This window comes from Vibrio sp. OPT18 (assembly GCF_015163615.1).
GTDB lineage: Bacteria > Pseudomonadota > Gammaproteobacteria > Enterobacterales > Vibrionaceae > Vibrio > Vibrio coralliirubri.
Window position 1 is genome coordinate 205,775 of record NZ_JADDYK010000036.1, and the last position, 23,038, is coordinate 228,812.

Genomic DNA, 23,038 nt, shown 5'->3' on the forward strand with positions numbered 1-23,038 from the left:
TGGATTGGCGCTTCTCAATTGCATCGAGTGCATCATCAAGGATCTGCTGGTTGAGCTGAGCCTTATCAAATGGTGCATTTGGCTCGGTCCAAAACAGCGGGTGACCTTCTGGAGATACCGGAGCTTCGAGTATTGAAGAGAGATCAAGTTTGCTCTGTTTCGCGGTGAGGCCTTGAACGGCTTCAAGTAAATCCGTACGGCCAATCAGGTCTGTAAGTTTTTCTACGCCAAGTTCTGCAAGGTATTGGCGAACTTCATCGGCTAGGCCTGTAAAGTAGTTCACCACCATGTCTGGCAGGCCTTTGAAGTATTCGCGGCGTAGTGTTTCATCTTGAGTCGCAACACCCGTCGCGCAGTTGTTTAGGTGACAAATTCGTAAGAACTTACAACCCATTGCGACCATTGGCGCGGTACCAAAACCAAAGCTTTCTGCACCGAGAATTGCACCTTTAATCACATCAAGGCCAGTTTTTAAACCACCATCGACTTGCAGGCGGATCTTATGACGTAGGCCATTGGCGACCAGTGCTTGTTGAGTTTCCGCTAAGCCAAGTTCCCAAGGGCAGCCTGCGTATTTCACAGAGGTCAGTGGGCTTGCCGCAGTACCACCGTCGTAGCCTGAAATGGTGATCAGATCGGCATAGGCTTTCGCTACACCAGTTGCAATCGTGCCCACACCCGGTTCCGATACTAACTTCACTGAAACCAAGGCTTTAGGGTTCACTTGTTTAAGGTCGAAAATCAGCTGCGCTAGATCCTCGATAGAATAAATATCGTGATGTGGAGGAGGGGAGATCAGTGTTACCCCTTGTACTGAGTATCTCAGCTTAGCGATTTCTGCGGTAACTTTATGACCGGGCAGTTGACCACCTTCTCCTGGCTTCGCACCTTGTGCGACTTTGATTTGCAGAACATCCGCATTGGTTAAGTAATGTGGCGTCACGCCAAAGCGACCAGAGGCAATTTGCTTAATGCGAGAGTTACGATCAGTACCAAAGCGTCGCGGGTCTTCACCACCTTCACCTGAGTTGGAGTAACCACCCAAGCGGTTCATCGCCATTGCTAGTGCTTCGTGCGCTTCTGGACTCAACGCGCCAATCGACATCGCCGCAGAGTCGAAGCGTTTAAACAGATCGCTGTTAGGCTCGACTTGCTCGAGTGGTAGAGGTTGGTCGGCTTTTCTGAGGCTCATTAAGTCGCGTAACATCGCGGCAGGACGAGCATTTACTTGCTTAGCAAAAGAGAGATAATCCGATGTTTCACCTGTTTTTACTGCGGTTTGCAGAGTGCCAACCACATCAGGGTTATAGGCATGATATTCGCCGCCGTGTACGTATTTGAGTAAACCACCGTGTTCGATCGGCTTGCGCTTAGTCCAGGCTTTACGAGATAGGTTATAGATATCTTGCTGGAAATCGCTAAAGCTAGCACCTTGGATTCGAGTGGTAACTCCGCGGAAACAGAGCTCAACTATATCCGAATGTAGGCCAACAGCTTCGAAAAGCTGAGAACAGCGATAAGAGGCAATGGTTGAAATGCCCATCTTCGACATGATCTTATACAGACCTTTATTGATGCCGTTTTGGTAATTTTGCATTGCGGCACGATAGTCTTTATCTAAAGAGCCATCATCCAACATTTTACCTAACGCTTCATAAGCGAGGTATGGGTAAACTGCGGTAGCACCGAAGCCAAGAAGCACGGCAAATTGGTGTGGGTCGCGCGCAGTTGCGGTTTCAACCACGATGTTGGCATCACATCGTAGGTTGTTGTCGGCAAGCTTGGTTTGCACTGCACCGACAGCCATCGCTGCTGGAACTGGCAGTTTCCCTTTTTCTAAACCTTTGTCTGAAAGCACAATTAGCACAGTACCATCACGCACTTCTTGAACCGCACGATCACACAAGTCATTGATGGCTTGTTCGAGATCTTGCTGAGCCGGATCGTAGTGTAGGCTTAGAATCGTGTGACCATAGTGTTTTTGATTTAACTGCAGAAGTTGCTGCATGTCAGAGTAGAGAAGAACGGGCGAATTAAATGTCACACGGTAGGCGTGACCATCTGTTTCGCAGAACACATTCATCTCTTTACCGATACTGGTCGCTAAAGACATCACGTGTTTTTCACGCAATGGGTCGATCGGCGGGTTGGTGACCTGTGCAAATTTCTGACGGAAATAATCAGTAATGAGACGTTCTTTAGAAGAGAGAACGGCCATTGGCGTATCATCGCCCATCGAGCCAACCGCCTCTTGTCCCATATCACCAAGCACTCGCAGCACTTGGTCTGATTCTTCGTTGCTCATCGCAAACTGTTTTTGGTAGGTCTTGAGCGTGTCATCATCAAAGCTGCGTTTACCGACTTGCTCATCGGGCAGATCGGAAAACGGTGTGAGTTTGTGAACGTTCTTTTCCATCCACTCTTTATAGGGGTGGCGACCTTTAAGGTCATTGTCGATCTCGTTAGATTGCCACAATTTACCGCGGCGCGTATCTATGACGAGCAATTCACCTGGGCCGACACGACCTTTTTCTGCAACTTCATCTGGTGCGTAATTCCAGATACCGACCTCAGATGCTAGCGTGATTAGGTTGTCTTTGGTAATCACATAACGCGCAGGACGCAGGCCATTTCTATCGAGGTTACACGCAGCGTAACGACCATCAGAAAGAACGATACCAGCAGGGCCATCCCACGGTTCCATGTGCTTGGAGTTGAAGTCGTAGAATGCACGCAGATCTGGGTCCATGTCTGGGTGATTTTGCCAAGCAGGCGGAACAAGCATGCGCATCGCTCGGAACACATCCATACCACCGGCAAGGAACAGGTCGAGCATGTTATCTAGGCTTGAAGAGTCTGAACCTGTCTCATTCACAAAGGGTGCTGCGGTTTGTAAATCTGGCAGCAACGGCGAAGAGAATTTATAGGCACGAGCCTTAGCCCACTGACGGTTACCTTCGATGGTATTGATCTCTCCATTATGTGCCAAATAGCGGAATGGTTGAGCCAGTGGCCAACGTGGTTGAGTATTGGTTGAGAAACGCTGGTGGAACAGGCATATCGCCGATTCCATACGTAAGTCAGCAAGATCGAGGTAAAATCGCGGAAGATCGGCCGGCATACACAGACCTTTGTAAACCATGACTTGTGTCGAAAGGCTACAAATATAGAAATCTTTGTCTTCGGTGATCTGTTTTTCAATTCTGCGACGAGCGATATAAAGGCGTCGTTCAATATCGCGTTCACGCCAACCAGCAGGGGCTGAGATAAAGACTTGCTGAATATTGGGAACCGAATCTTTGGCAATCGGGCCTAATACGTCGGTGTTGGTCGGCACTACGCGCCAACCTGCAACCGTTAAGGTCTCTTGAGCGAGCTCTTTATTGACGATGTCTTGCGCGGACTGCGCTTTGATTGGATCTTGGCTGAAGAAAATCATGCCGACAGCGTATTGCTTGCCGAGCTTGAAGTTATTCTCTTCAGCAATAATTCTGAGATAAGAGTCAGGCTTCTGTAGTAATAAGCCACAGCCATCCCCGGTTTTACCATCCGCAGCGATACCACCACGGTGTGTCATGCGATCGAGGGCTGAAATAGCAGTTCTTACCAACTTATGACTAGGTTGGCCTTCCATTTGCGCTATTAAACCAAATCCACAGTTGTCTTTTTCAAGACTAGGATCATATAGAGCCATTGCAATTCTCCCTTTTGCTTCTCTGTCATCCAGACAGTAAATGACTAACTATTCATATACTTGTTGTTTTTTATAAACTGATAGTTTGCTTTAGCCAGTTAAAACGTTATTGGTTGTGTTAACAAAACCGATTGATTTTATTTTCATCAGCTTTACAACGTATAGCTAATTGTGTTTAAGGTCAAGTTCATGGTTAATTATCATGCATAAACGCGATTAGCCACTTAATAATCTAAAATAGTCGATGGATATCAATGAGATATACAAGGTGGATGTTAACGAGATTTAACATATACAACAGGATGATTTTGAAAACGACAAGTGCCAGATAGAAAAAAGGCTAGCATCGAGTGCTAGCCAAATATAAAAGTTAGGAAGGGTGTTGCTTTTCCTCTAGGCTAACGTCATCGACGTTAGCCCGAGAAATATTATGCGGAAAGCATGAGTGAATCAGCTTTCGCTTCTAAGTTTGAGTTACCCATTAAGAAGTCATCAATGGCAATTGCACATTCACGACCTTCATTAATACAACGTACAACTAGAGATTGACCAGTACGCATATCACCAGCAGCGAAAACGCCTTTCTGGTTCGTTGCAAAACCTTCAGAAGCGACGTTACCGCGCTCGTCCAGTTTAATGTCTAGTTGAGCAAGCACACCGGTTGGCTCTGGGTGTAAGAAGCCCATTGCTAGGAATGCCATGTCACAAGGAATAACACGTTCAGAGTTCGCGACTTCATCAAAGCCTGGACGCTCACCTGGTTTCGCATCTTGCCAAACGATGTCAGCAATACGTAGACCTGTCACTTGACCTTGGTCGTTACCGATGAACTCTTTGGTTAAGATGTTCCAGTGACGTTCACAACCTTCTTCATGAGAAGTGGTGGTTTTCATGATCATTGGGTATTGAGGCCAAGGCATGTTTGCAGGGCGCTTCTCTGGTGGGATCGGCATGATCTCAACCTGAGTAATGCTTGCTGCCTTATGACGGTTTGATGTGCCCACACAGTCAGAACCAGTATCACCACCACCGATAACCACAATGTGTTTATCTTTAGCGTGAATCTCTTCTGTCTTAAGCTCTAAGTCGTTAGCACGGCGGTTGTTTTGACCAAGGAATTCCATGGCAAAGTGAACGCCTTCCAGCTCACGACCTGGGATTGGTAAGTCGCGTGGAACCGTAGATCCACCCGTTAGCAATACTACATCAAACTCTTGGCGTAGCTGTTGAGCATTAACATCAACACCGATGTGCTGGTTAACTTTAAACTCAACGCCAGCTTCAGCCATTAGGTTGATCTTACGATCAATCACGTCCATACCCAGTTTGAAATCTGGGATGCCGAAGCGAAGTAGACCACCGACTTTCTCGTCACGTTCAAATACCGTTACCGAGTGACCAGCGCTGTTTAGCTGCTCAGCTGCGGCTAGGCCAGCAGGACCTGAACCGATAACTGCGACAGTTTTACCTGTGCGAGAGCGTGGTGTTTTAGGCTTTGCGTACCCTTCACGGTACGCAGTTTCTACAATCGTTTTCTCGATATTACAGATAGTGATTGGGTCTTGGTTGATACCAAGAACACAGGCACTTTCACAAGGAGCAGGACAAACACGACCGGTAAACTCAGGGAAGTTGTTGGTAGAGCTTAGGATATTCCAAGCCTCTTCCCAGCTGTCACGGTAAACCGCATCATTGAATTCTGGGATGATGTTACCAATCGGACAGCCGTTGTGACAGAAAGGTACGCCACAGTCCATACAACGAGAGGCTTGAGTATTGATCTTTTCACCAAACTCTTCGTTAAGTACGAACTCTTTGTTGTCTTCAATTCGAACTGACGGGTCGAGCTTCTTTGGAAGCTCACGACCGTGTTCTAAAAATCCAGTAGGCTTACCCATTATACTGCCTCCACTTCTTCCGTTTGTGCCTGTTGTGCTTCAGCTTTACGCTTTTCAAGAACCGCTTTGTAGTCGCGTGGCATTACTTTAACTAGCGATGCAACACTTGCTTCAAAGTTGTCTAGGAAAGACTGAGCAACTTCACTTCCTGTGAATTCAACATGCTTAGTTAGCATATCTAGTAGAAGAACTTTATCTTCTTGTTCTATTGGATCTAGGTCTACAAGTTCAGAGTTAAGCTTGGTTTCGAAGTCACCCGCTTTATCCCAAACATAAGCCACACCGCCACTCATACCAGCAGCAAAGTTACGACCTGTTGAGCCAAGGATAATCGCGACACCGCCAGTCATGTATTCACAACCGTGGTCACCAACGCCTTCAACAACAACCTTCGCACCAGAGTTACGAACACAGAAACGTTCGCCAGCCATACCGCGAATGAAAGACTCACCTGAAGTCGCACCGTAGAAACATACGTTACCTACCACGATGTTGTCTTCAGCAACGATAGTCGATTTCGCATCTGGGTACAGTACCAAAGTACCGCCAGACAGACCTTTACCCCAGTAATCGTTCGCGTCACCTTCTACTTCGAACTTAACGCCTTTTGCAAGGAACGCACCGAAAGATTGGCCAGCACTACCGTGGAACTTAACGTTCATTGGTTGTGGTAAACCTTGGTCTTTGTAAACCTTCGAGATTTCGTTCGACAGCATGGTACCAGCAGAGCGGTCCGTGTTGATGATAGGGAAGCTCGCATTCACAGCTTCGCCTTTCTCAAGAGCTGGAATCGCAGCTTGAATCAACTTGCGGTCTAGAACGTCTTCTAGGTTGTGGTTTTGTTGTGTCTGGTTGTAGATACCATCTTCTTCACGCGCCTGCTCGATGTGCAGTACAGGTGTTAGATCTAGGTTCTTGTACTTCCAGTGACCGATGTCATCACGAACTTTAAGTTTGTGCGATTGACCAACCATCTCATCGATAGAGCGGAAGCCAAGTTCAGCCATTACTTCACGCAGACCTTCAGCCATGTATTGGAAGAAAGTGACTACGTCTTCTACACGGCCGTCGAAACGCTCACGCAGAGTCTTGTTCTGTGTTGCGATACCAACAGGACATGTATTCTTATGACACTTACGCATCATGATACAACCTTCAACAACAAGTGCTGCTGTTGCTACGCCCCATTCTTCAGCGCCAAGTAACGTTGCTACTGCAAGGTCACGTGGTGTTTTCATCTGACCATCAGACTGAACAACGATACGGTTACGTAGGCCGTTTTTCAGTAGTGTTTGGTGAGTTTCCGCTAGACCCAGCTCCCAAGGCAGACCTGTGTGACGGATAGAAGACATCGGAGATGCACCCGTACCACCATCAAAACCTGCGATAAGTACTACGTCAGCTTTCGCTTTCGCTACACCAGATGCAATCGTACCTACGCCAGCTTCTGATACTAGCTTCACGTTGACACGGCCGTTACGGTTCGCGTTTTTCAGATCGTAGATCAGCTGAGCCAAATCTTCGATTGAGTAGATATCGTGGTGTGGCGGCGGAGAGATAAGACCTACGCCTGGAGTCGAGTGACGCGTTGCGCCGATCCAGTCATCAACCTTATCACCAGGTAGTTGACCACCTTCGCCCGGTTTCGCACCTTGAGCCATCTTGATTTGTAGCTCATCAGCGTTAGATAGGTAGTAAGACGTTACACCAAAGCGACCAGAAGCCACCTGCTTGATTGCTGAACGTTCCCAGTCGCCGTTTTCTTTGCGTTCGAAACGTGCTGGATCTTCACCACCTTCACCTGAGTTTGATTTCGCACCAATGCGGTTCATCGCAACAGCCAGTGTTGAGTGAGCCTCATGCGAGATTGAACCAAAGCTCATTGCGCCGGTTGCGAAACGCTTAAGAATGTTCTCGATTGGTTCTACTTCTGCTAGAGGAATAGAGCCTGCAGGGTTCTTGATGAAGTCCAGTTGGCTACGTAGCGTTGCTGCGTTGTCGCCTTGGTCATCAACTGCTTTTGCGTACTTCTTGAACTGACCGTAATCTTTGTTACGCGTCGATTCTTGAAGTAGAGAAATCGTTTCAGGGTTGAATAGGTGCTTCTCACCACGTTGTTTCCATTGGTAAACACCACCAACATCAAGGATCTGAGCTGGGATTTCACGAGCTGGGTAACCAACACGGTGACGAACCAGTACTTCTCGTGCGATATCGTCGATCGTTAGACCTTGGATACGAGAAACAGTACCTGTGAAGTATTTTTCAACCACTGATTTGCTAACACCAAGTGCTTCAAAGATTTGTGCACCGTGGTAAGACTGCAGCGTAGAGATCCCCATCTTAGAGAAGATCTTAAGTAGACCGCCGTTAACACCTTTACGGTAGTTATCGAATAACTCACGTGGGTGTACGTTTGGATCTAGCTTCTTAGTACGTTGTAGTTCAACAATCGTTTCAATGACTAGGTATGGGTTAACTGCGTTCGCACCATAACCGATAAGCGTTGCAAAGTGGTGTGTCTCACGAGCGTCGCCCGTTTCAACAACGATGTCACACTTAGCACGTAGACCTTTACGGATTAGGTGGTGGTGAACCGCGCCAACAGCCAGCATTGCTGGAATAGCGGCATGGTTAGAGTTAACCGCACGGTCTGTCAGTAGGATGATAGAGTAGCCATCAATCACGGCGTCTTCTGCGTATTGGCAGATACGCTTAAGTGCGCGCTCTAACTTACCTTGGTCGCCATTTGCTTGGAATACGATGTCCAGCGTCTTCGCCTGAAGGTGCTCGTTATCGATTGCACGCAGTTTTTCTAACTCAGAGTTAGACAGTACTGGAGACTCAAGTTCTACTTTTTGACAGTGCTCAGGTGTTTCAGCAAGTAGGTTCTGATCTTTACCTAGGTAAGTGTTCAGAGACATAACCATGCGCTCACGAATCGGGTCGATCGGCGGGTTAGTTACTTGTGCAAACAACTGTTTGAAGTAGTTTGAAAGGTGCTGCGATTGGTGAGAAAGAATCGCTAGCGGCCAGTCAGCACCCATTGCAGAAAGTGGCTCGTAGCCTGTTTTCGCAAGAGGTAGAATAATTTCATTTACTTCTTCAGAGCTCACGCCAAACGATTGTTGTTTGTGAAGTAGTTTCTCTGGAGAAGGTTGGCTAAATTCGTTGCTCGCATCTGGTAGCTTTTTCAAGCTCAGAAGGTTCTCTTCAACCCACTTTTCGTAAGGTTGTGCTTTAGCAATGCTGTCTTTCACTTCTTCATCAGAAATGATGCGGCCTTGCTCAAGGTCAGCAACAAAAATACGACCTGGTTGCAGACGACCACGGTACTCAACGTTTTCAGGTGCAATCTCAACAACACCAGACTCAGACGCCATTACTAGGAAGTCGTCTTTAGTTACTGTGTAGCGAGAAGGACGTAGACCGTTACGGTCAAGTGTTGCACCTACTTGAACACCATCGGTGAAACATACTGATGCTGGGCCATCCCATGGTTCCATTACGTTCGCGTGGTACTGGTAGAACGCACGACGAGTTGGATCCATGTTTTTGTTTTCTTGCCATGCTTCCGGGATCATCATCATCAACGCGTGTGGCAGAGTACGACCTGAAAGAACAAGTAGCTCAAGCGCCATATCGAAGTTTGATGAGTCCGAGCTACCTTCCTGACAGATAGGAAGCAGCATGTCGATTTCAGCTTGTGTAAACAGATCCGATTCTAGGATTGCTTCACGTGCTTTCATCCAGTTCAGGTTGCCGCGAACCGTATTGATTTCGCCATTGTGCGCGATGTAACGGAAAGGCTGAGCTAGACGCCAACGTGGGAATGTATTGGTAGAGAAGCGAGAGTGTACCAGTGCTAGAGCTGTCACCATGGTTGGGTTTTGCAGGTCTAGGAAGTACTGAGGAACTTGTTCAGTTGTTAGCTGACCTTTGTACACCAATGTCTTGTAAGACATAGAGTTGATGTAGAAGTCATCACCGATATTTGAAACGCTTTCTAGGCATACACGAACCGTGTAGTTACGTAGAACATACAGTTTACGCTCAAGCTCTTCTGGTGTGATACCAGGGCCGCCAGAAATAAATACGTGTTCAAATTGAGGTTCAGTGCTTAGTGGGTCAGCACCAATCATTGAATTGTCAGTTGGAAGTTCACGGTAACCGATAACTTCTAACTCAAGGCGTTGTGCATTGCGTTCTAGAATGTCACGACACTGTGCACGTTTGTGTTCATCTTTAGGGAAAAGTACAACACCAACACCATATTTTTCAAAAGATGGCAGCTTAATTCCAAGCTTTACGGCTTCTTCTAGTAAGAATTCGTGCGGCTTCTGTAGCAGGATACCTGCACCATCACCAGAACACGGATCGCAGCCTTGGCCGCCACGGTGTTCCATACGTGCAAGCATATCGAGTGCTTGAGTTACTACATCATGAGATTTGCGATTCTTTAGATGCGCAACAAAACCGATACCACAAGCGTCATGCTCCAATTCAGGAGTATACAGACCCTGTGAGTTCTGCTCTTGATCTACCATAGATACATCCTTCCAGTTAAATCTAGGCGCAACTTATTTGTATAAAGTCAGCCTTGTCCTTTTATATTTATGGGTCTAAACCTGCCTATGCTGGCGGTTTGAATCCTTTCCGTATCTCGCAGGAAAAGTATTGCGAGAAAAACAATCCTTAGTGATACCTGTTTATTTTTAACCACAAACTAGTGGTTTATATAGGTGGGAGTTAGATATCACCGACTTATTAGCAAGTTTTCGTTGTAAGTAAATACTCAAAAATAGCCAATATGTGTAAGTATCCTACAATTTTGTCTAGGCGAATTGCAATGAAAGTTGACCCATGTAGACCATTTTTTTCGTTTTATTTTGAATTTAATGCCTAACAAATGTGCAACATTAGGCAAATAGAGCCGATTTTTTGCATGTTTATTGATATTTGTTAGGTTGCTCGCAAAAAGCCTTGAGTAAACTAATTGGTCGAATTTTGCAGGGATGTAATTTTTTTTCAAAAAAAGACTGATATTCATTCTTATTTACTTGAGTGCTTTGAAAATATGCAATTACACGAGTTGGTCAATACTATCGGCCAAGACCTTCAACGCCGCTATGGCGAGAAGGTTCACAAGCTGACGCTTCATGGTGGTTTCAGCTGCCCAAACCGAGACGGGACAATTGGCCGTGGAGGTTGCACGTTTTGTAACGTGGCTTCCTTTGCCGATGAACAAACTCAAATTCAAAGTATTGCTGACCAGCTAAAAGATCGTGCGGGTGAGATTGCTCGTGCCAAGAAGTACCTGGCTTACTTTCAGGCGTACACCAGCACTTATGCTGAGGTGCAAGTGCTCAAGAATATGTATGAAGAGGCGCTAAAAGCACCCGGTGCAGAGATCGTCGGCCTTTGTGTTGGTACGCGACCAGACTGTGTGCCTGATGCGGTGTTGGATCTGTTAGCGGGCTACGTTAAACAAGGCTATGAGATTTGGCTCGAGCTCGGCCTACAAACCGCCAATGATAAAACCCTCAAGCGAATTAACCGCGGCCACGATTTTGCGGTGTATGAAACGATCACCCAACGCGCACGCGCTTTAGGTATCAAGGTGTGTACTCACCTGATTGTTGGTCTACCAAAAGAAACTAAAGCGGATAACCTTGAAACCTTAGATAAGGTATTAGCCGTTGGCACCGATGGTATTAAGCTTCACGGCCTTCATATAGTAGAGGGCAGTACCATGGCTAAGGCGTGGAAGGCAGGAAAGCTAGAAGCACCAAGCCTTGAAGAGTACATTGATATCGCGAGTGAGATCATTCAACGCACGCCTGCGGACGTGGTTTATCACCGTGTTTCTTCAGCGGCGAGACGCCCAACGTTGCTTTCTCCTTTATGGTGTGAGAATCGCTGGTTAGCGATGACTGAAATAGGTCGTTCGCTCGATAAAACCGGTGCTCAAGGCATCAAAACGGGCTCTGCATTCGAGTACACGTTGCCTGTTTTAAACGCAGCCAATTAATAGAAATGGGTGACTGTAGGTAACAGCAGATAAAACCAACAAATAGTGGTAACATTTCCCTCACAGATTTTATGGTATAGATTGAGAGTAAATGGAACTGGTAATGACTTGGTTGTGGGACAGGGCGTATGGCTACGGTATTTATATCGTTGTTGTATTGCTGATTGCTCTCATCTGCTGGCATCTCTATTCTCGTTATCAGTCGCATATCGAAACGCTTCTACTTGCTACCCCGTCGCCACTCTACTTTGTTGATGTTCGAAGTGGCGAAATACTTTATGCCAATCGCCAAGCCATGCAGTTGCTCGGTATCCGCCAAATCGGTGTTAATTTTCGCTTTCCTACTGTGGAAAGCGAGAACAGCTTTCGTCACTACTTAACCAACCACATCAACTCTCGAGCCTTCGAACAGGTCTCCCTGTGGACGCTTTCTGAATTTGAGTCGTTCAAGATCAACTTGATCGGTCGTAAGATCCATTTTAGAAATAAGCAGGCTTGGATGATTCACGCCTCACCTTATAAAAACACTAACGAAGAACTGTCCCAAGAAGTTCGAGAACTGAATGTTGCTCGTACCGCTTTGGATTCTTTGTCTGAGCTGATCTACGTGAAAGATCAGAAAGGTCAGTTAGTGACGAGTAATCGCTCGTTTAAAAAGTTTTGGCATGGTCGTGCTGAAGAGGGCACCCTGAGTGTTTCTGGTGGAGTATTAAAAGGTCGTGTAAGTGAACGCTCTTGGACTACAGATCAAGATGGAAAAAGCTGCTTGCTTGAAACCTACCAAAGTGTCTTGCTCTCACAAGACGGATCAACCATAGGTACGCTCTCTATTAGCCATGATGTGACCGATTGGCATGACATGCAGCAGAAGCTGCGTGGCGAAATGGAGAAGCGAAAAGATACCGAAGTGGCACTTGCGCAGCGTGACACCATCTTGCAAAACATCCTGGAGGCCAGCCCAGACTCGATTGGTATCTTTAATGAAAACATGGTTTATCAAGCGTGTAATAAACCATTTGTGGCTGCGCTGGGTATCTCTGAAGTCAGTGACTTGATCGGTAAGCGTTTACAAGATGTGGTGCCACATAGCATCTATACGCGAATATCAGAAACCGATCATCAAGTGCTTCATCAAAGTAAATCGCTGCGTTATATCGACAAAGTGGTCTCAAGTGATGGAGCATTTACTTGGTATGATGTAGTCAAATCACCGTTTAGAGATCCAGCATCGAGCACTAATGGTGTGTTGATCATGGCGCGTGATATTACAGAGCGTTATCTAGCAGAACAAAAGCTTGAAGAAGCCAACCTTGAACTTGAACGCCTCAGCTTTATGGATAGCCTGACTAAAGTTTCTAACCGACGTCGTTTCGATGAACAGCTCTCTACACTGTGGCATTATCATGTGCGTGATAAGCTGCCACTGACGATCATGCTATGTGATATCGACTTCTTTAAAGGCTATAACGACTTTTACGGACACCAACAAGGCGATGATGCTTTGATTCAGGTTTCTCAGGCATTTAAGCAGGTGTTGAATCGTTCATCTGATTGTGTGGCTCGTTATGGTGGTGAAGAGTTCGGCTTTATTCTGCCAAATACAACGACCGAAGGTGCTCAGCTGGTGGCGCAGCGTATTCATGACGAAGTCCTAAAATTGGAACTTGCGCATGAGAAGTCGACAGTCTCTGAATTCATCACGGTGAGTATTGGTATTATCTCTTACATTCCTACACCTGATGATGAAATGGAATCGGCTGTTGCCTTGGCTGATAGTGCGTTGTATCAAGCGAAATCAGACGGTCGCAACCGTTCAATGGTGCATCCATACTCAATTCGCTAACGCTATAAAATTGGCAATTTGATTATCCCCGGCTATTTTTGCTTAGTTAGTATTTGTATTGGTTAATTAACCTTCGAAATTACCGCTGAACACTTGCTGCGTGTGATGTAGCTAGCTTACCTCCCATCTTCAAACAGGGTAGAATGTTGCTAGTCTTATCGCATGGAGCGCTAAATGAAACCCATGAAAAATCTTGCCCAGTATTACGTGGATCTACTCGTAAAACTGGGGATTGTCCGCTTTTCTATCTTACTCGCCCTAGCGCTTGTTGCCCTCGCTGTTGTTGTGCAAGTCGGTATCACCCTCGCACTCAAAGGCAATGTTGATGACATCGACATTGTCCGTTCAGTTTTCTTCGGTTTAGTGATCACGCCTTGGGCGGTTTATTTTCTGTCAGTGGTCGTGGACCAGTTGGAAGAATCACGTCAAAGGTTAGCGAAATTGGTCTCTAAACTTGGCGACATGCGTGAGCGAGACCAAGAACTCAACAATAAAATGCAGCTCAATATCGAGAAGCTTAATCAAGAAATTGAAGAGCGTGAAAAAGCGGAAGAAGCGCGCGCAGAAGCAATGCAAGATCTCGAAAACGAGGTGTTCCAGCGCGAGCGTACTCAGCTTGAACTCGCAGAACGTACTGCACTGTTACGCTCGTTTATCGATGCCTCGCCTGACCTTATTTACTACCGTAATGAAGATGGTGTGTTCTCTGGTTGTAACCGTGCGGTTGAAGAGCTCACTGGTAAAACAGAAAAAGAGCTAGTTGGTTTAACGCCTTGGGATGTTTACAGCAAAGAGGTCGCTCAGCAAGTTGTTGAAACCGATAAGAAAGTATTTGCTGACAACCAAGCACTGACTTATGACCAATGGCTTGAATACCCAGATGGCCGCAAGAGTTATTTCGAACTGCGTAAAGTCCCTTTCTACAGCAAAGATGGCCGCCACTTAGGTTTAGTCGGTTTCGGCCGCGATATCACTGAGCGCAAAGAGCACCAAGAGTATCTAGAAAAAGCCAGCCGCGATAAGACCACCTTTATCTCAACCATTAGCCACGAGTTAAGAACGCCGCTCAACGGTATTATTGGCTTGAGTCGCATGTTGCTTGATAGCCAACTGACCACCGAGCAGCGTAAACAGATGCAAACCATCAAGGTGAGCGCGGTGACACTGGGCAATATCTTTAACGATATTATCGACATGGATAAGTTCGACCGCCGTAAGCTTGAGCTCTTCCCAACGCCTATCAACTTTGAAGATTTCGTTGTCGAGATCGAAAGTATCTCTGCATTGATGGCCGAGCAGAAAGGATTGAGATTCGATCTAGAAAGGTTGTCTGATCTTCCTGCTGCTGTTGAGGTGGATGGTACTCGTCTTAGACAGGTACTGTGGAACCTTGTTAGTAACGCGATGAAGTTCACCAAAGATGGTGGAGTGGTGATGACAGTCAGCGCCGACATTGATGGTGACTTTGCCAACATTACGATGGAAGTGGAAGATACCGGCATTGGTATCCCTGAAAGTGAAATCGAGAAGATCTTCGCGATGTACTATCAGGTCAAATCAGGAACGGACAACTTGCACGCTGTCGGCACGGGTATTGGCCTCGCGGTCTCACAGCAGCTGATCAATATGATGGATGGCCACATTGAAGTCACCAGCGAAGAGGGCTTTGGTAGCACCTTTACGGTTTCGATTCGAGTTCCAGTTAATCACGATACTCAGGCACTGATCAAAACGCCAAGAAAGCAGTCGAATCTTAAGATCTTCATGGTAGAAGATATTGAACTCAATATCACAGTGGCTCGCTCTCTACTTGAAAGTCTGGGCCATGAGGTGACCGTAGTAATGACGGGTAAAGAGGCTCAGATTGCTTTTAACCCGGAAGACTATGACTTGGTACTGTTAGATATCCAACTGCCAGACATGACAGGTTTCGATATTGCTCAATACTACCGCGAGAAATACAGCCAACTACCGCCTTTGGTGGCATTAACTGCCAACGTGTTAAACAACAAGCAAGAGTATTTCCAGAAAGGCATGGACGAAGCGATCAGCAAACCTTTGTCAGTTCGAGCTATTCAAGATGTCATCAGCGAGCTGATCGAAGATGCGCCAGAGGTAATTGAGAAAGTAGCGGGTACGGAGAAGGTTGAAAGCATTGAGAAAGTCGACGCCACTAAGCCTGTTCTTTCAGCGATTGATACCACTTTGCTTGATATTGATATGCTAGAGTCTTATGTTGACATTGTTGGACCAAAACCGGTTTTGGATAGCATCGTGATGTTTGAAGATATGATGCCGGAGTATATGGAAATATTGAACTCCAACATGGTCGCGAAAGATAAAGCCAGTATCGTTTCTGAGGCACATAAGATTAAAGGTGCTGCAGGTTCTATTGGTCTGAAACGTATCCAACAAGTTGCCCAAAAAGCTCAATCTCCAGATATGCCTGCGTGGTGGGAGAATATTTCAGATTGGGTTGATGAGATAAATAACGAATACCAGAATGACATTGAAGTCTTAAAGAGTTGGTTAAACCAAAGGTAGAAGAATAATGAAAAAATTAGCATTCGCCGCATGTGTAGTGGCATTAGCGGGTTGTTCTACGCCACAAGTAGAATGGCAGCAAGATAATCAAGTCGAAGTATCTGCAGCAACAGTTACCATGAAAAGCAACCTTTGGCACAACAAGATGCCAACGATTGGCGAGACTCAAGATAAGACCCTGCATGGTTCTATCTACCTAGAGTCAGACTCACAACTGCCAGCAACGCTTGCGGTTGAGAGTGTTACGGTTAAACAGGGTGCAGACACCTTGTTGGTAACGGCTGACGATCTTGATTTAAGAACACACAGTGAAACTCAATGGGAAGTCGCGTTTGTATGGCAGCTAGAGATCGACAGTGATAAGCCTGTTGATGTGGCGGTAGAGCTTAAAGATGGCGAAACCGTGAAGTGGCTAGTAGAGAAAGATGTTAAGGTGGATACGGTTTATTAAAACCTTATCCAATTAAGAACAATAAAAAGGGAGAATGCGTTGGCATTCTCCCTTTTTAATAACTATTGATGACGCTTCTAATGTTCAAAGTACTTACTGGTGAGTAGTGCTAAATGGTCAGAAGCGTGAATCGAATTAGTCTTCTAGGTCACCACAAAAGCGGTAGCCTTCACCGTGAATCGTTGCAATGATTTCTGGCGTACCAGAAACAGATTCAAAGTGCTTACGAATACGACGGATTGTTACGTCTACAGTACGATCGTGTGGCTTAAGCTCACGGCCTGTCATCTTCTTGAGAAGGTCTGCACGTGTTTGGATCTTACCTGGGTTCTCACAGAAGTGAAGTAGAGCACGGAACTCTGAACGAGGTAGCTTGTAGCCTTCGCCATCTGGGCTAACCAGAGAACGACTGTTGATATCTAGTACCCAACCGTTGAACTCGTACTTCTCAACGCTACGCTTCTCTTCTTGAACAGAGCTTGTGCTCATTGAACGGTTCAGAAGGTTGCGTGCACGGATAGTCAGTTCACGAGGGTTGAAAGGCTTAGTGATGTAGTCATCAGCGCCGATCTCTAGGCCAAGGATCTTATCAACTTCATTATCACGACCAGTTAAGAACATAAGCGCTACGTTTGCTTGCTCACGTAGTTCACGCGCAAGTAGTAGACCATTCTTACCTGGAAGGTTGATGTCCATAATTACAAGGTTAACTTGGTTGTCAGATAGCACTTGGTGCATCTCTTCACCGTCGCTAGCCTCAAAAACAGCATATCCCTCTGCTTCAAAAATACTCTTTAGAGTGTTACGAGTTACTTGCTCATCTTCAACGATAAGAATCTGCGGGGTTTGCATTTGGCGGTACCTAAATTTGTGACGAAACTGTGCTAATAGAATAAATTCTAGGCAAAAACATAACATACAGGTAATGTATTTTTGATGATAACTTAAAGTTTTCAAAAAAACACTTACTTCCAGCTATCTGCCTTCCTTGAAGTATTGCCCAATAACGTAGATCCAGTACGCCTTTCAATCATTCTTTTAGTGATTGGAGTGGATTCTATAATGTTAACAGCATGCTAACAACGCGAGAATGTTAATTCCATTCACTTTGTTGATTTACATCAATTGCCGTATCGCAACAAACTTTAATAGTATGGCTACAACTTAACCAATGTTATGGTGACTATTTAGCACCAAAACAAGAATGATTATTCGAGATGCTTCTCACATCTTGCCTGCTAAAGACCGGATTATGAACCAAGGAAGCTGAAAGCTGTCTTAAGAGTCTAGTAGATAAATATGCTCAATCAACTTTTATTGAGTAATAAATTGAGCATAGAACAATGAAAACAAAGGATTAATTTTAATAACATATAAAAGCATAGAGGCTAGCCTGACATAACCGGTAACGCCTTACTCACGGAGGATATATGCACGATATAACACCCGACTTGTGTGATGAGTTTGAAAGCGAAGTCACTCTACTGAACATGCCATTGCAGAACTTCGGCCAACGTGGTGCGTTCTTTGGAAAAATTGTAACAGTTCGTTGTTATCACGATAATTCCAAGGTTCGCGAGGTTTTAGAGACCGACGGCTGCGGCAAAGTACTGGTCGTTGACGGAAATGGCTCATGCCAGAAGGCGCTGCTTGGCGATCAACTCGCTATTCTCGCGATAGAAAACGGTTGGGAAGGCGTGATTGTAAACGGTGCAGTGCGTGATGTAGGCATGATGTCGCAAATGGACCTTGGCGTTCAGGCGTTAGGTGCATCGCCATTCAAAACAGAGAAACGCGGTGTCGGCCAAGTGAATGTGACACTCTCTATACATAATCAACTGATTCAGCCTGGTGACTATATTTATGCCGATTGGAATGGCGTGTTAATTTCATCTGAGTTGTTAATTGAATCGTAACTGACTCAAATTTAATGCTGTTGATAGATTAGAACGGGGAATGGTTTGTGATGTACTGAAAGTTTGGAACTCAATCCGCACTAATCAGTTAATAAAGAACAAACTAAAGAGACTAAAAGCGAAACCCTAATCCCACTTCAACACCTTGCTGCCACTCTTCATAATCAAGGGTGGCATGCAAATCTAGGTTATCTGTCAGTTGTACTCGGCTGGAAACTTCTGCGGCTACCGATTTCTCATTGTCTTCGGTTTCGTCTTTATAGGTGTGCAGAGAACTGTTGAAAGAGACTCTTTCTGAAAACTGATAACTGACACCGCTCAAGAATCCACTTTCCTGTTTCAGTGCCGCACTATTGATACGTGTACCGACGAAAAGATCCACATCTGAAAACAAGCTATAAGAGTAGCCACTGTCTATCTTCCAAGTATCGAAGCTTTCACTCGACGCGTTTTGTGTGGAGATAAAGAATTTATGAGAAGAACTATCGATCTGGCTGGGTAGTAGAGGCAAGCTATTCGCTGAACAAACAGCAGGCATAGCAAAAGCCAAAAGAATAAGTAATCTCTTCATTTCCCACTCCTGATGTCATTATTATTGTTCTTCGAACGTTATCGTTCAATTAAAGCACAGAACTTGTACGTTCGCTGCACAATCGATATAGCATTTTGTTATGACTATATATGCAACTGATTACTCTTACCTGTTCTATGAGTAAATCCAGTATCTTAAGTGAAGGTTTATACAGGGTGTTTTATCCCTTAAATGACGGTTTGCTCTGAAAAACGGTGCGAATGTAAAAAAAACGCAACTTTTCATTGACGTCCAGTGGTAAAAATTGATACACGTAGAGTAAAGCACAAGCAGAGAATTTGATATGCAGCACGTAAGCCACCTAGTAATGACCACAACCATTATTATTACCGACATTAACATTGTTGGGGCAGGCTGCTAAGTAACGGATTTTAAAAAAAAGGCCTGTATCCAACAAGATACAGGCCTTTTTTTGTACCATTTTTATGACTTATGGAGAAAGGGATGCGCGTTTTAAAGTTTGGAGGTTCATCATTAGCTGATGCAGATCGTTTTTTACGAGCGGCTGATATCATCGCTAATAATGCCCAGCAAGAAGAGCTAGCCGTTGTACTATCGGCTCCAGGAAAAACAACCAATAAGTTGGTCGCTGTAATTGAAGCTGCACTTAAAAATGGTGAAGCAGACGCACAGATTACAGAGACCGAATCCTCATTCGCTGCACTGTTTGCAGATATTCAAACTGTTGTTCCTTCTATTGATGGTTCTGCGTTCCAAGAGCAGGTTGATACTTCTCTTGCTCAGCTAAAACAGTTCGTAAACGGCATTAACCTATTGGGTATGTGCCCGAACCATGTTAATGCTCGCATCATCAGTAAAGGTGAGCGAATCTCAATCCAGTTGATGAAAGCGGTACTTGAAGCGAAAGGCCAACCAGCAAGCCTGATTGACCCAGTTCAATACCTATACGCTAAAGGTGATCACCTTGAAGCTATGGTCGATGTGGATGTTTCAACTCAGAACTTCCGTCAATCGCCACTGCCTAAAGGTCACGTAAATATCATGCCGGGCTTTACAGCAGGTAACGATAAAGGCGAGTTAGTCACACTTGGTCGTAACGGCTCTGATTATTCAGCGGCAGTTCTAGCAGCATGTCTACGTGCTGATTGCTGTGAGATCTGGACAGATGTAGACGGCGTTTACAACTGTGACCCGCGTTTAGTCGATGATGCTCGTCTTCTTAAGTCATTAAGCTACCAAGAAGCGATGGAGCTTTCTTACTTTGGCGCTTCGGTTCTACACCCGAAAACTATCGCGCCTATCGCACAATTCCATATTCCTTGCCTAATCAAAAATAGCTTTAACCCACAGGGTGCGGGTACTTTGATTGGCCAAGACACTGGCGAAGATAACCTGGCAATTAAAGGTATTACGACGCTAAGCGACCTAACAATGGTTAACGTATCAGGCCCAGGTATGAAGGGTATGGTAGGCATGGCGAGTCGTGTATTCGGCGCGATGTCTTCTGCTGGCGTTTCTATTGTCCTTATTACTCAATCTTCTTCTGAGTACAGCATCAGCTTCTGTATTGAATCAGCTGACAAAGTGAAAGCGAAACAAGTGTTGTCAGACGCGTTTGAACTTGAACTTAAAGATGGCCTGTTAGAGCCGGTTGAGTTCATGGATGACGTTGCGATTGTAACGCTGGTGGGTGACGGTATGCGCACTTCACGTGGCGTAGCATCTCAGTTCTTCTCTTCTTTAGCTGAAGTGAACGTCAACATTGTTGCTATTGCTCAAGGTTCATCTGAGCGCGCTATCTCAGCGGTTATCCCTGAAGACAAAATCTCTGAAGCAATCAAAGCGTGTCACGAGAACCTATTTAACTCTAAGCACTTCTTAGACGTATTCGTTGTTGGTGTCGGTGGTGTTGGTGGCGAGCTTGTTGACCAGATCCAACGTCAGCAAGGTAAACTGGCTGAAAAAGGCATCGTGATTCGCGTATGTGGTTTAGCAAACAGTAAAGGTTTGTTGCTAGACAGCGATGGTCTACCGCTAGAGCAGTGGCGTGACCGAATGTCGAGTGCAACTGAAGAGTTCAGCCTAGCTCGCTTAGCGGCTTTGGTTCAACGTAACCACATCATCAACCCTGTATTGGTTGACTGTACGTCTAGCGAAGGTATTGCGGCGCAGTACGCTGATTTCCTAGCGGCTGGTTTCCACGTGGTAACACCAAACAAGAAAGCAAACACAGCAAGCATGGCTTACTACCACCAGCTTCGTGAAGTTGCACGCAACTCACGTCGTAAGTTGATGTACGAGACAACAGTAGGTGCTGGTCTACCGGTAATCGAAAACCTACAGAACCTAATCTCTGCAGGTGATGAACTTGAGAAATTCAACGGTATTCTTTCAGGTTCACTGTCTTACATTTTCGGTAAGCTTGATGAAGGTATGACACTGAGCCAAGCAACCAACATTGCAAAAGATAACGGCTTCACTGAACCGGATCCTCGTGATGATCTATCTGGTATGGATGTGGCGCGTAAGCTGCTTATTCTTGCTCGTGAAGCAGGCATGGCGCTTGAACTTGAAGATGTTGAAGTAGACCAAGCTCTGCCACCGGGTTTTGATGATTCAGGTACGGTTGAAGAGTTTATGGCTCGCTTGCCAGAAGCGGATGCTTACTTCAAAGAGCAGTCAGCTATCGCAGCAGAAGAAGGTAAAGTACTTCGCTATGTGGGTGAAATCGCTGAAGGTAAGTGTAAGGTTCGTATCGCAGCTGTTGATGGCGACGACCCAATGTTCAAGATTAAAGATGGCGAGAACGCATTAGCATTCTACAGCCGTTACTACCAACCAATCCCTCTAGTACTGCGTGGCTACGGCGCGGGTACTGAAGTAACAGCAGCTGGCGTATTCTCTGATGTGATGCGTACTCTTGGTTGGAAATTAGGAGTTTAGGAATGAGTTCAAGTGATATGGATGTTGTCGTTTATGCTCCTGCATCAATCGGTAATGTCAGTGTAGGGTTTGACGTGCTGGGGGCCGCTGTGTCTCCAGTGGATGGCACACTGCTGGGTGACCGAGTTATGGTTAAAGCAGGTGATGAACCATTCTCACTTAAAACAGCAGGCAGCTTTGTTTCTAAGCTGCCAACTGAAGCAAAAGAAAACATCGTCTACGACTGCTGGGTGGTGTTCTCGAGAGAGCTTGATAAAAAAGGCGTTACGCTAAAGCCTTTGGAAATGACGCTAGAAAAGAACATGCCTATCGGTTCAGGTTTGGGCTCTAGTGCATGTTCAATTGTCGCGGCGCTTGATGCGTTAAACCGTTTTCACGGTCAGCCACTGAATGAAACTGAACTGCTTGCTCTGATGGGCGAAATGGAAGGCAAGATTTCAGGTGGTATCCACTACGATAACGTTGCTCCATGTTACCTTGGTGGCGTGCAGCTCATGCTTGAAGAGCTAGGCATCATCAGCCAAGAAGTGCCGTGTTTTGACGACTGGTTCTGGGTAATGGCTTATCCAGGTATTAAGGTTTCAACGGCGGAAGCGAGAGAGATCCTACCATCTCAATACCGTCGTCAGGATATCATTGCTCATGGTCGTCACTTAGCGGGCTTTATCCACGCGTGTCATTCAGGTCAACCTGAACTGGCTGCGAAGATGATCAAAGACGTGATCGCTGAACCATATCGTGAGAAACTGCTTCCAGGGTTTGCTGATGCTCGTAAATACGCGCTGTCGGCTGGGGCACTGGCTACTGGTATTTCTGGTAGCGGTCCAACTCTATTTAGCATTTGCAAAGAACAAGATGTCGCCGAGCGTGTTGCACGCTGGTTAGAACAAAATTACGTACAAAATGAAGAAGGATTCGTTCACGTTTGTCGCCTAGATAAGCAAGGTTCGATCGTTACAGGAAGTGAGTTATGAAACTGTACAACATCAAAGAAAATGATGAACAAGTCTCTTTTGGCCAAGCCGTTCGTCAAGGCTTAGGCCGTAATCAAGGTCTATTTTTCCCATCTGAACTGCCAAAGTTTGATGATATCGATGCGCTGCTAGCAGAGGACTTTGTCCCTCGTAGTTCAAAGATTCTGTCAGCATTGATTGGTGATGAATTA

At 45.7% G+C, this 23,038-nt stretch carries 12 protein-coding genes, 2 pseudogenes and 1 other annotated feature; of the genes and pseudogenes, 8 read left to right on the plus strand and 6 right to left on the minus strand.

The annotated features are described in order from the left end of the window. The 3 genes from gltB (IQQ51_RS08975) to gltB (IQQ51_RS08985) form a co-directional block, all read right to left on the minus strand. Nucleotides 1–3,694 (minus strand): glutamate synthase large subunit (gene gltB, locus IQQ51_RS08975; protein WP_228012754.1); only part of this gene is annotated, 3,694 nt, incomplete at its 3' end. Nucleotides 3,695–4,122: 428 nt separating this feature from the next. Next, a complete protein-coding gene (locus tag IQQ51_RS08980) occupies nt 4,123–5,592 on the minus strand; it encodes a glutamate synthase subunit beta (protein WP_193840856.1) in 1,470 nt (489 codons plus the stop codon). Beyond that, nucleotides 5,592–10,139, minus strand: coding sequence for a glutamate synthase large subunit (gene gltB / locus IQQ51_RS08985; protein ID WP_086971375.1), 4,548 nt, complete (start codon nt 10,137–10,139; stop codon nt 5,592–5,594). Before gltB (IQQ51_RS08985) ends, IQQ51_RS08980 begins: the two co-directional genes overlap by 1 nt. 530 nt (nt 10,140–10,669) lie before the next feature. Between gltB (IQQ51_RS08985) and IQQ51_RS08990 the strand changes: the two genes are divergently transcribed. The 4 genes from IQQ51_RS08990 (at nt 10,670) to IQQ51_RS09005 (ending at nt 16,461) form a co-directional block, all read left to right on the plus strand. After that, the gene (locus IQQ51_RS08990) at nt 10,670–11,623 is read left to right on the plus strand and encodes a TIGR01212 family radical SAM protein (RefSeq protein WP_017059306.1); all 954 of its coding nucleotides are present in this window, start codon (nt 10,670–10,672) and stop codon (nt 11,621–11,623) included. Nucleotides 11,624–11,714: 91 nt separating this feature from the next. Further along, the gene (locus IQQ51_RS08995; RefSeq protein WP_193840857.1) at nt 11,715–13,466 is read left to right on the plus strand and encodes a diguanylate cyclase domain-containing protein; all 1,752 of its coding nucleotides are present in this window, start codon (nt 11,715–11,717) and stop codon (nt 13,464–13,466) included. 174 nt (nt 13,467–13,640) lie between these two features. After that, nucleotides 13,641–16,010 carry an aerobic respiration two-component sensor histidine kinase ArcB gene (gene arcB / locus IQQ51_RS09000; protein ID WP_193840858.1) on the plus strand — a complete coding sequence of 790 codons (2,370 nt, stop codon included), beginning with the start codon at nt 13,641–13,643 and terminating at the stop codon, nt 16,008–16,010. Nucleotides 16,011–16,017: 7 nt separating this feature from the next. Continuing rightward, the gene (locus IQQ51_RS09005) at nt 16,018–16,461 is read left to right on the plus strand and encodes a hypothetical protein (RefSeq protein WP_017070077.1); all 444 of its coding nucleotides are present in this window, start codon (nt 16,018–16,020) and stop codon (nt 16,459–16,461) included. Nucleotides 16,462–16,596: 135 nt separating this feature from the next. Here the strand turns inward: IQQ51_RS09005 and arcA are convergent, their stop codons facing one another. Further along, entirely contained in the window at nt 16,597–17,313 is a 717-nt protein-coding gene (arcA, locus tag IQQ51_RS09010) for a two-component system response regulator ArcA (RefSeq protein WP_004741534.1), read from the minus strand. 429 nt (nt 17,314–17,742) lie between these two features. Then, nucleotides 17,743–17,844: pseudogene (locus IQQ51_RS26850) on the minus strand (ribonuclease activity regulator protein RraA); the annotation flags it as partial. 47 nt (nt 17,845–17,891) lie between these two features. Between IQQ51_RS26850 and IQQ51_RS09015 the strand changes: the two are divergent. Then, nucleotides 17,892–18,377, plus strand: coding sequence for a putative 4-hydroxy-4-methyl-2-oxoglutarate aldolase (locus tag IQQ51_RS09015; RefSeq protein WP_017059310.1), 486 nt, complete (start codon nt 17,892–17,894; stop codon nt 18,375–18,377). Between the two features lie 112 nt (nt 18,378–18,489). On the opposite strand, the gene IQQ51_RS09020 is transcribed toward IQQ51_RS09015, so the two are convergent. After that, entirely contained in the window at nt 18,490–18,948 is a 459-nt protein-coding gene (locus IQQ51_RS09020) for a ribonuclease regulator (RefSeq protein ID WP_193840859.1), read from the minus strand. A gap of 317 nt (nt 18,949–19,265) precedes the next feature. Further along, nucleotides 19,266–19,384, plus strand: a sequence feature (Thr leader region). Between the two features lie 29 nt (nt 19,385–19,413). Between IQQ51_RS09020 and thrA the strand changes: the two genes are divergently transcribed. The 3 genes and pseudogenes from thrA to IQQ51_RS26855 all read left to right on the plus strand — a co-directional run. Continuing rightward, a complete protein-coding gene (gene thrA, locus IQQ51_RS09025) occupies nt 19,414–21,873 on the plus strand; it encodes a bifunctional aspartate kinase/homoserine dehydrogenase I (protein ID WP_193840860.1) in 2,460 nt (819 codons plus the stop codon). A gap of 17 nt (nt 21,874–21,890) precedes the next feature. Further along, entirely contained in the window at nt 21,891–22,847 is a 957-nt protein-coding gene (gene thrB / locus IQQ51_RS09030) for a homoserine kinase (protein WP_193840880.1), read from the plus strand. Further along, nucleotides 22,844–23,038 (plus strand): annotated as a pseudogene (locus tag IQQ51_RS26855) (threonine synthase); the annotation flags it as partial. The gene thrB and the pseudogene IQQ51_RS26855, both read left to right, overlap by 4 nt.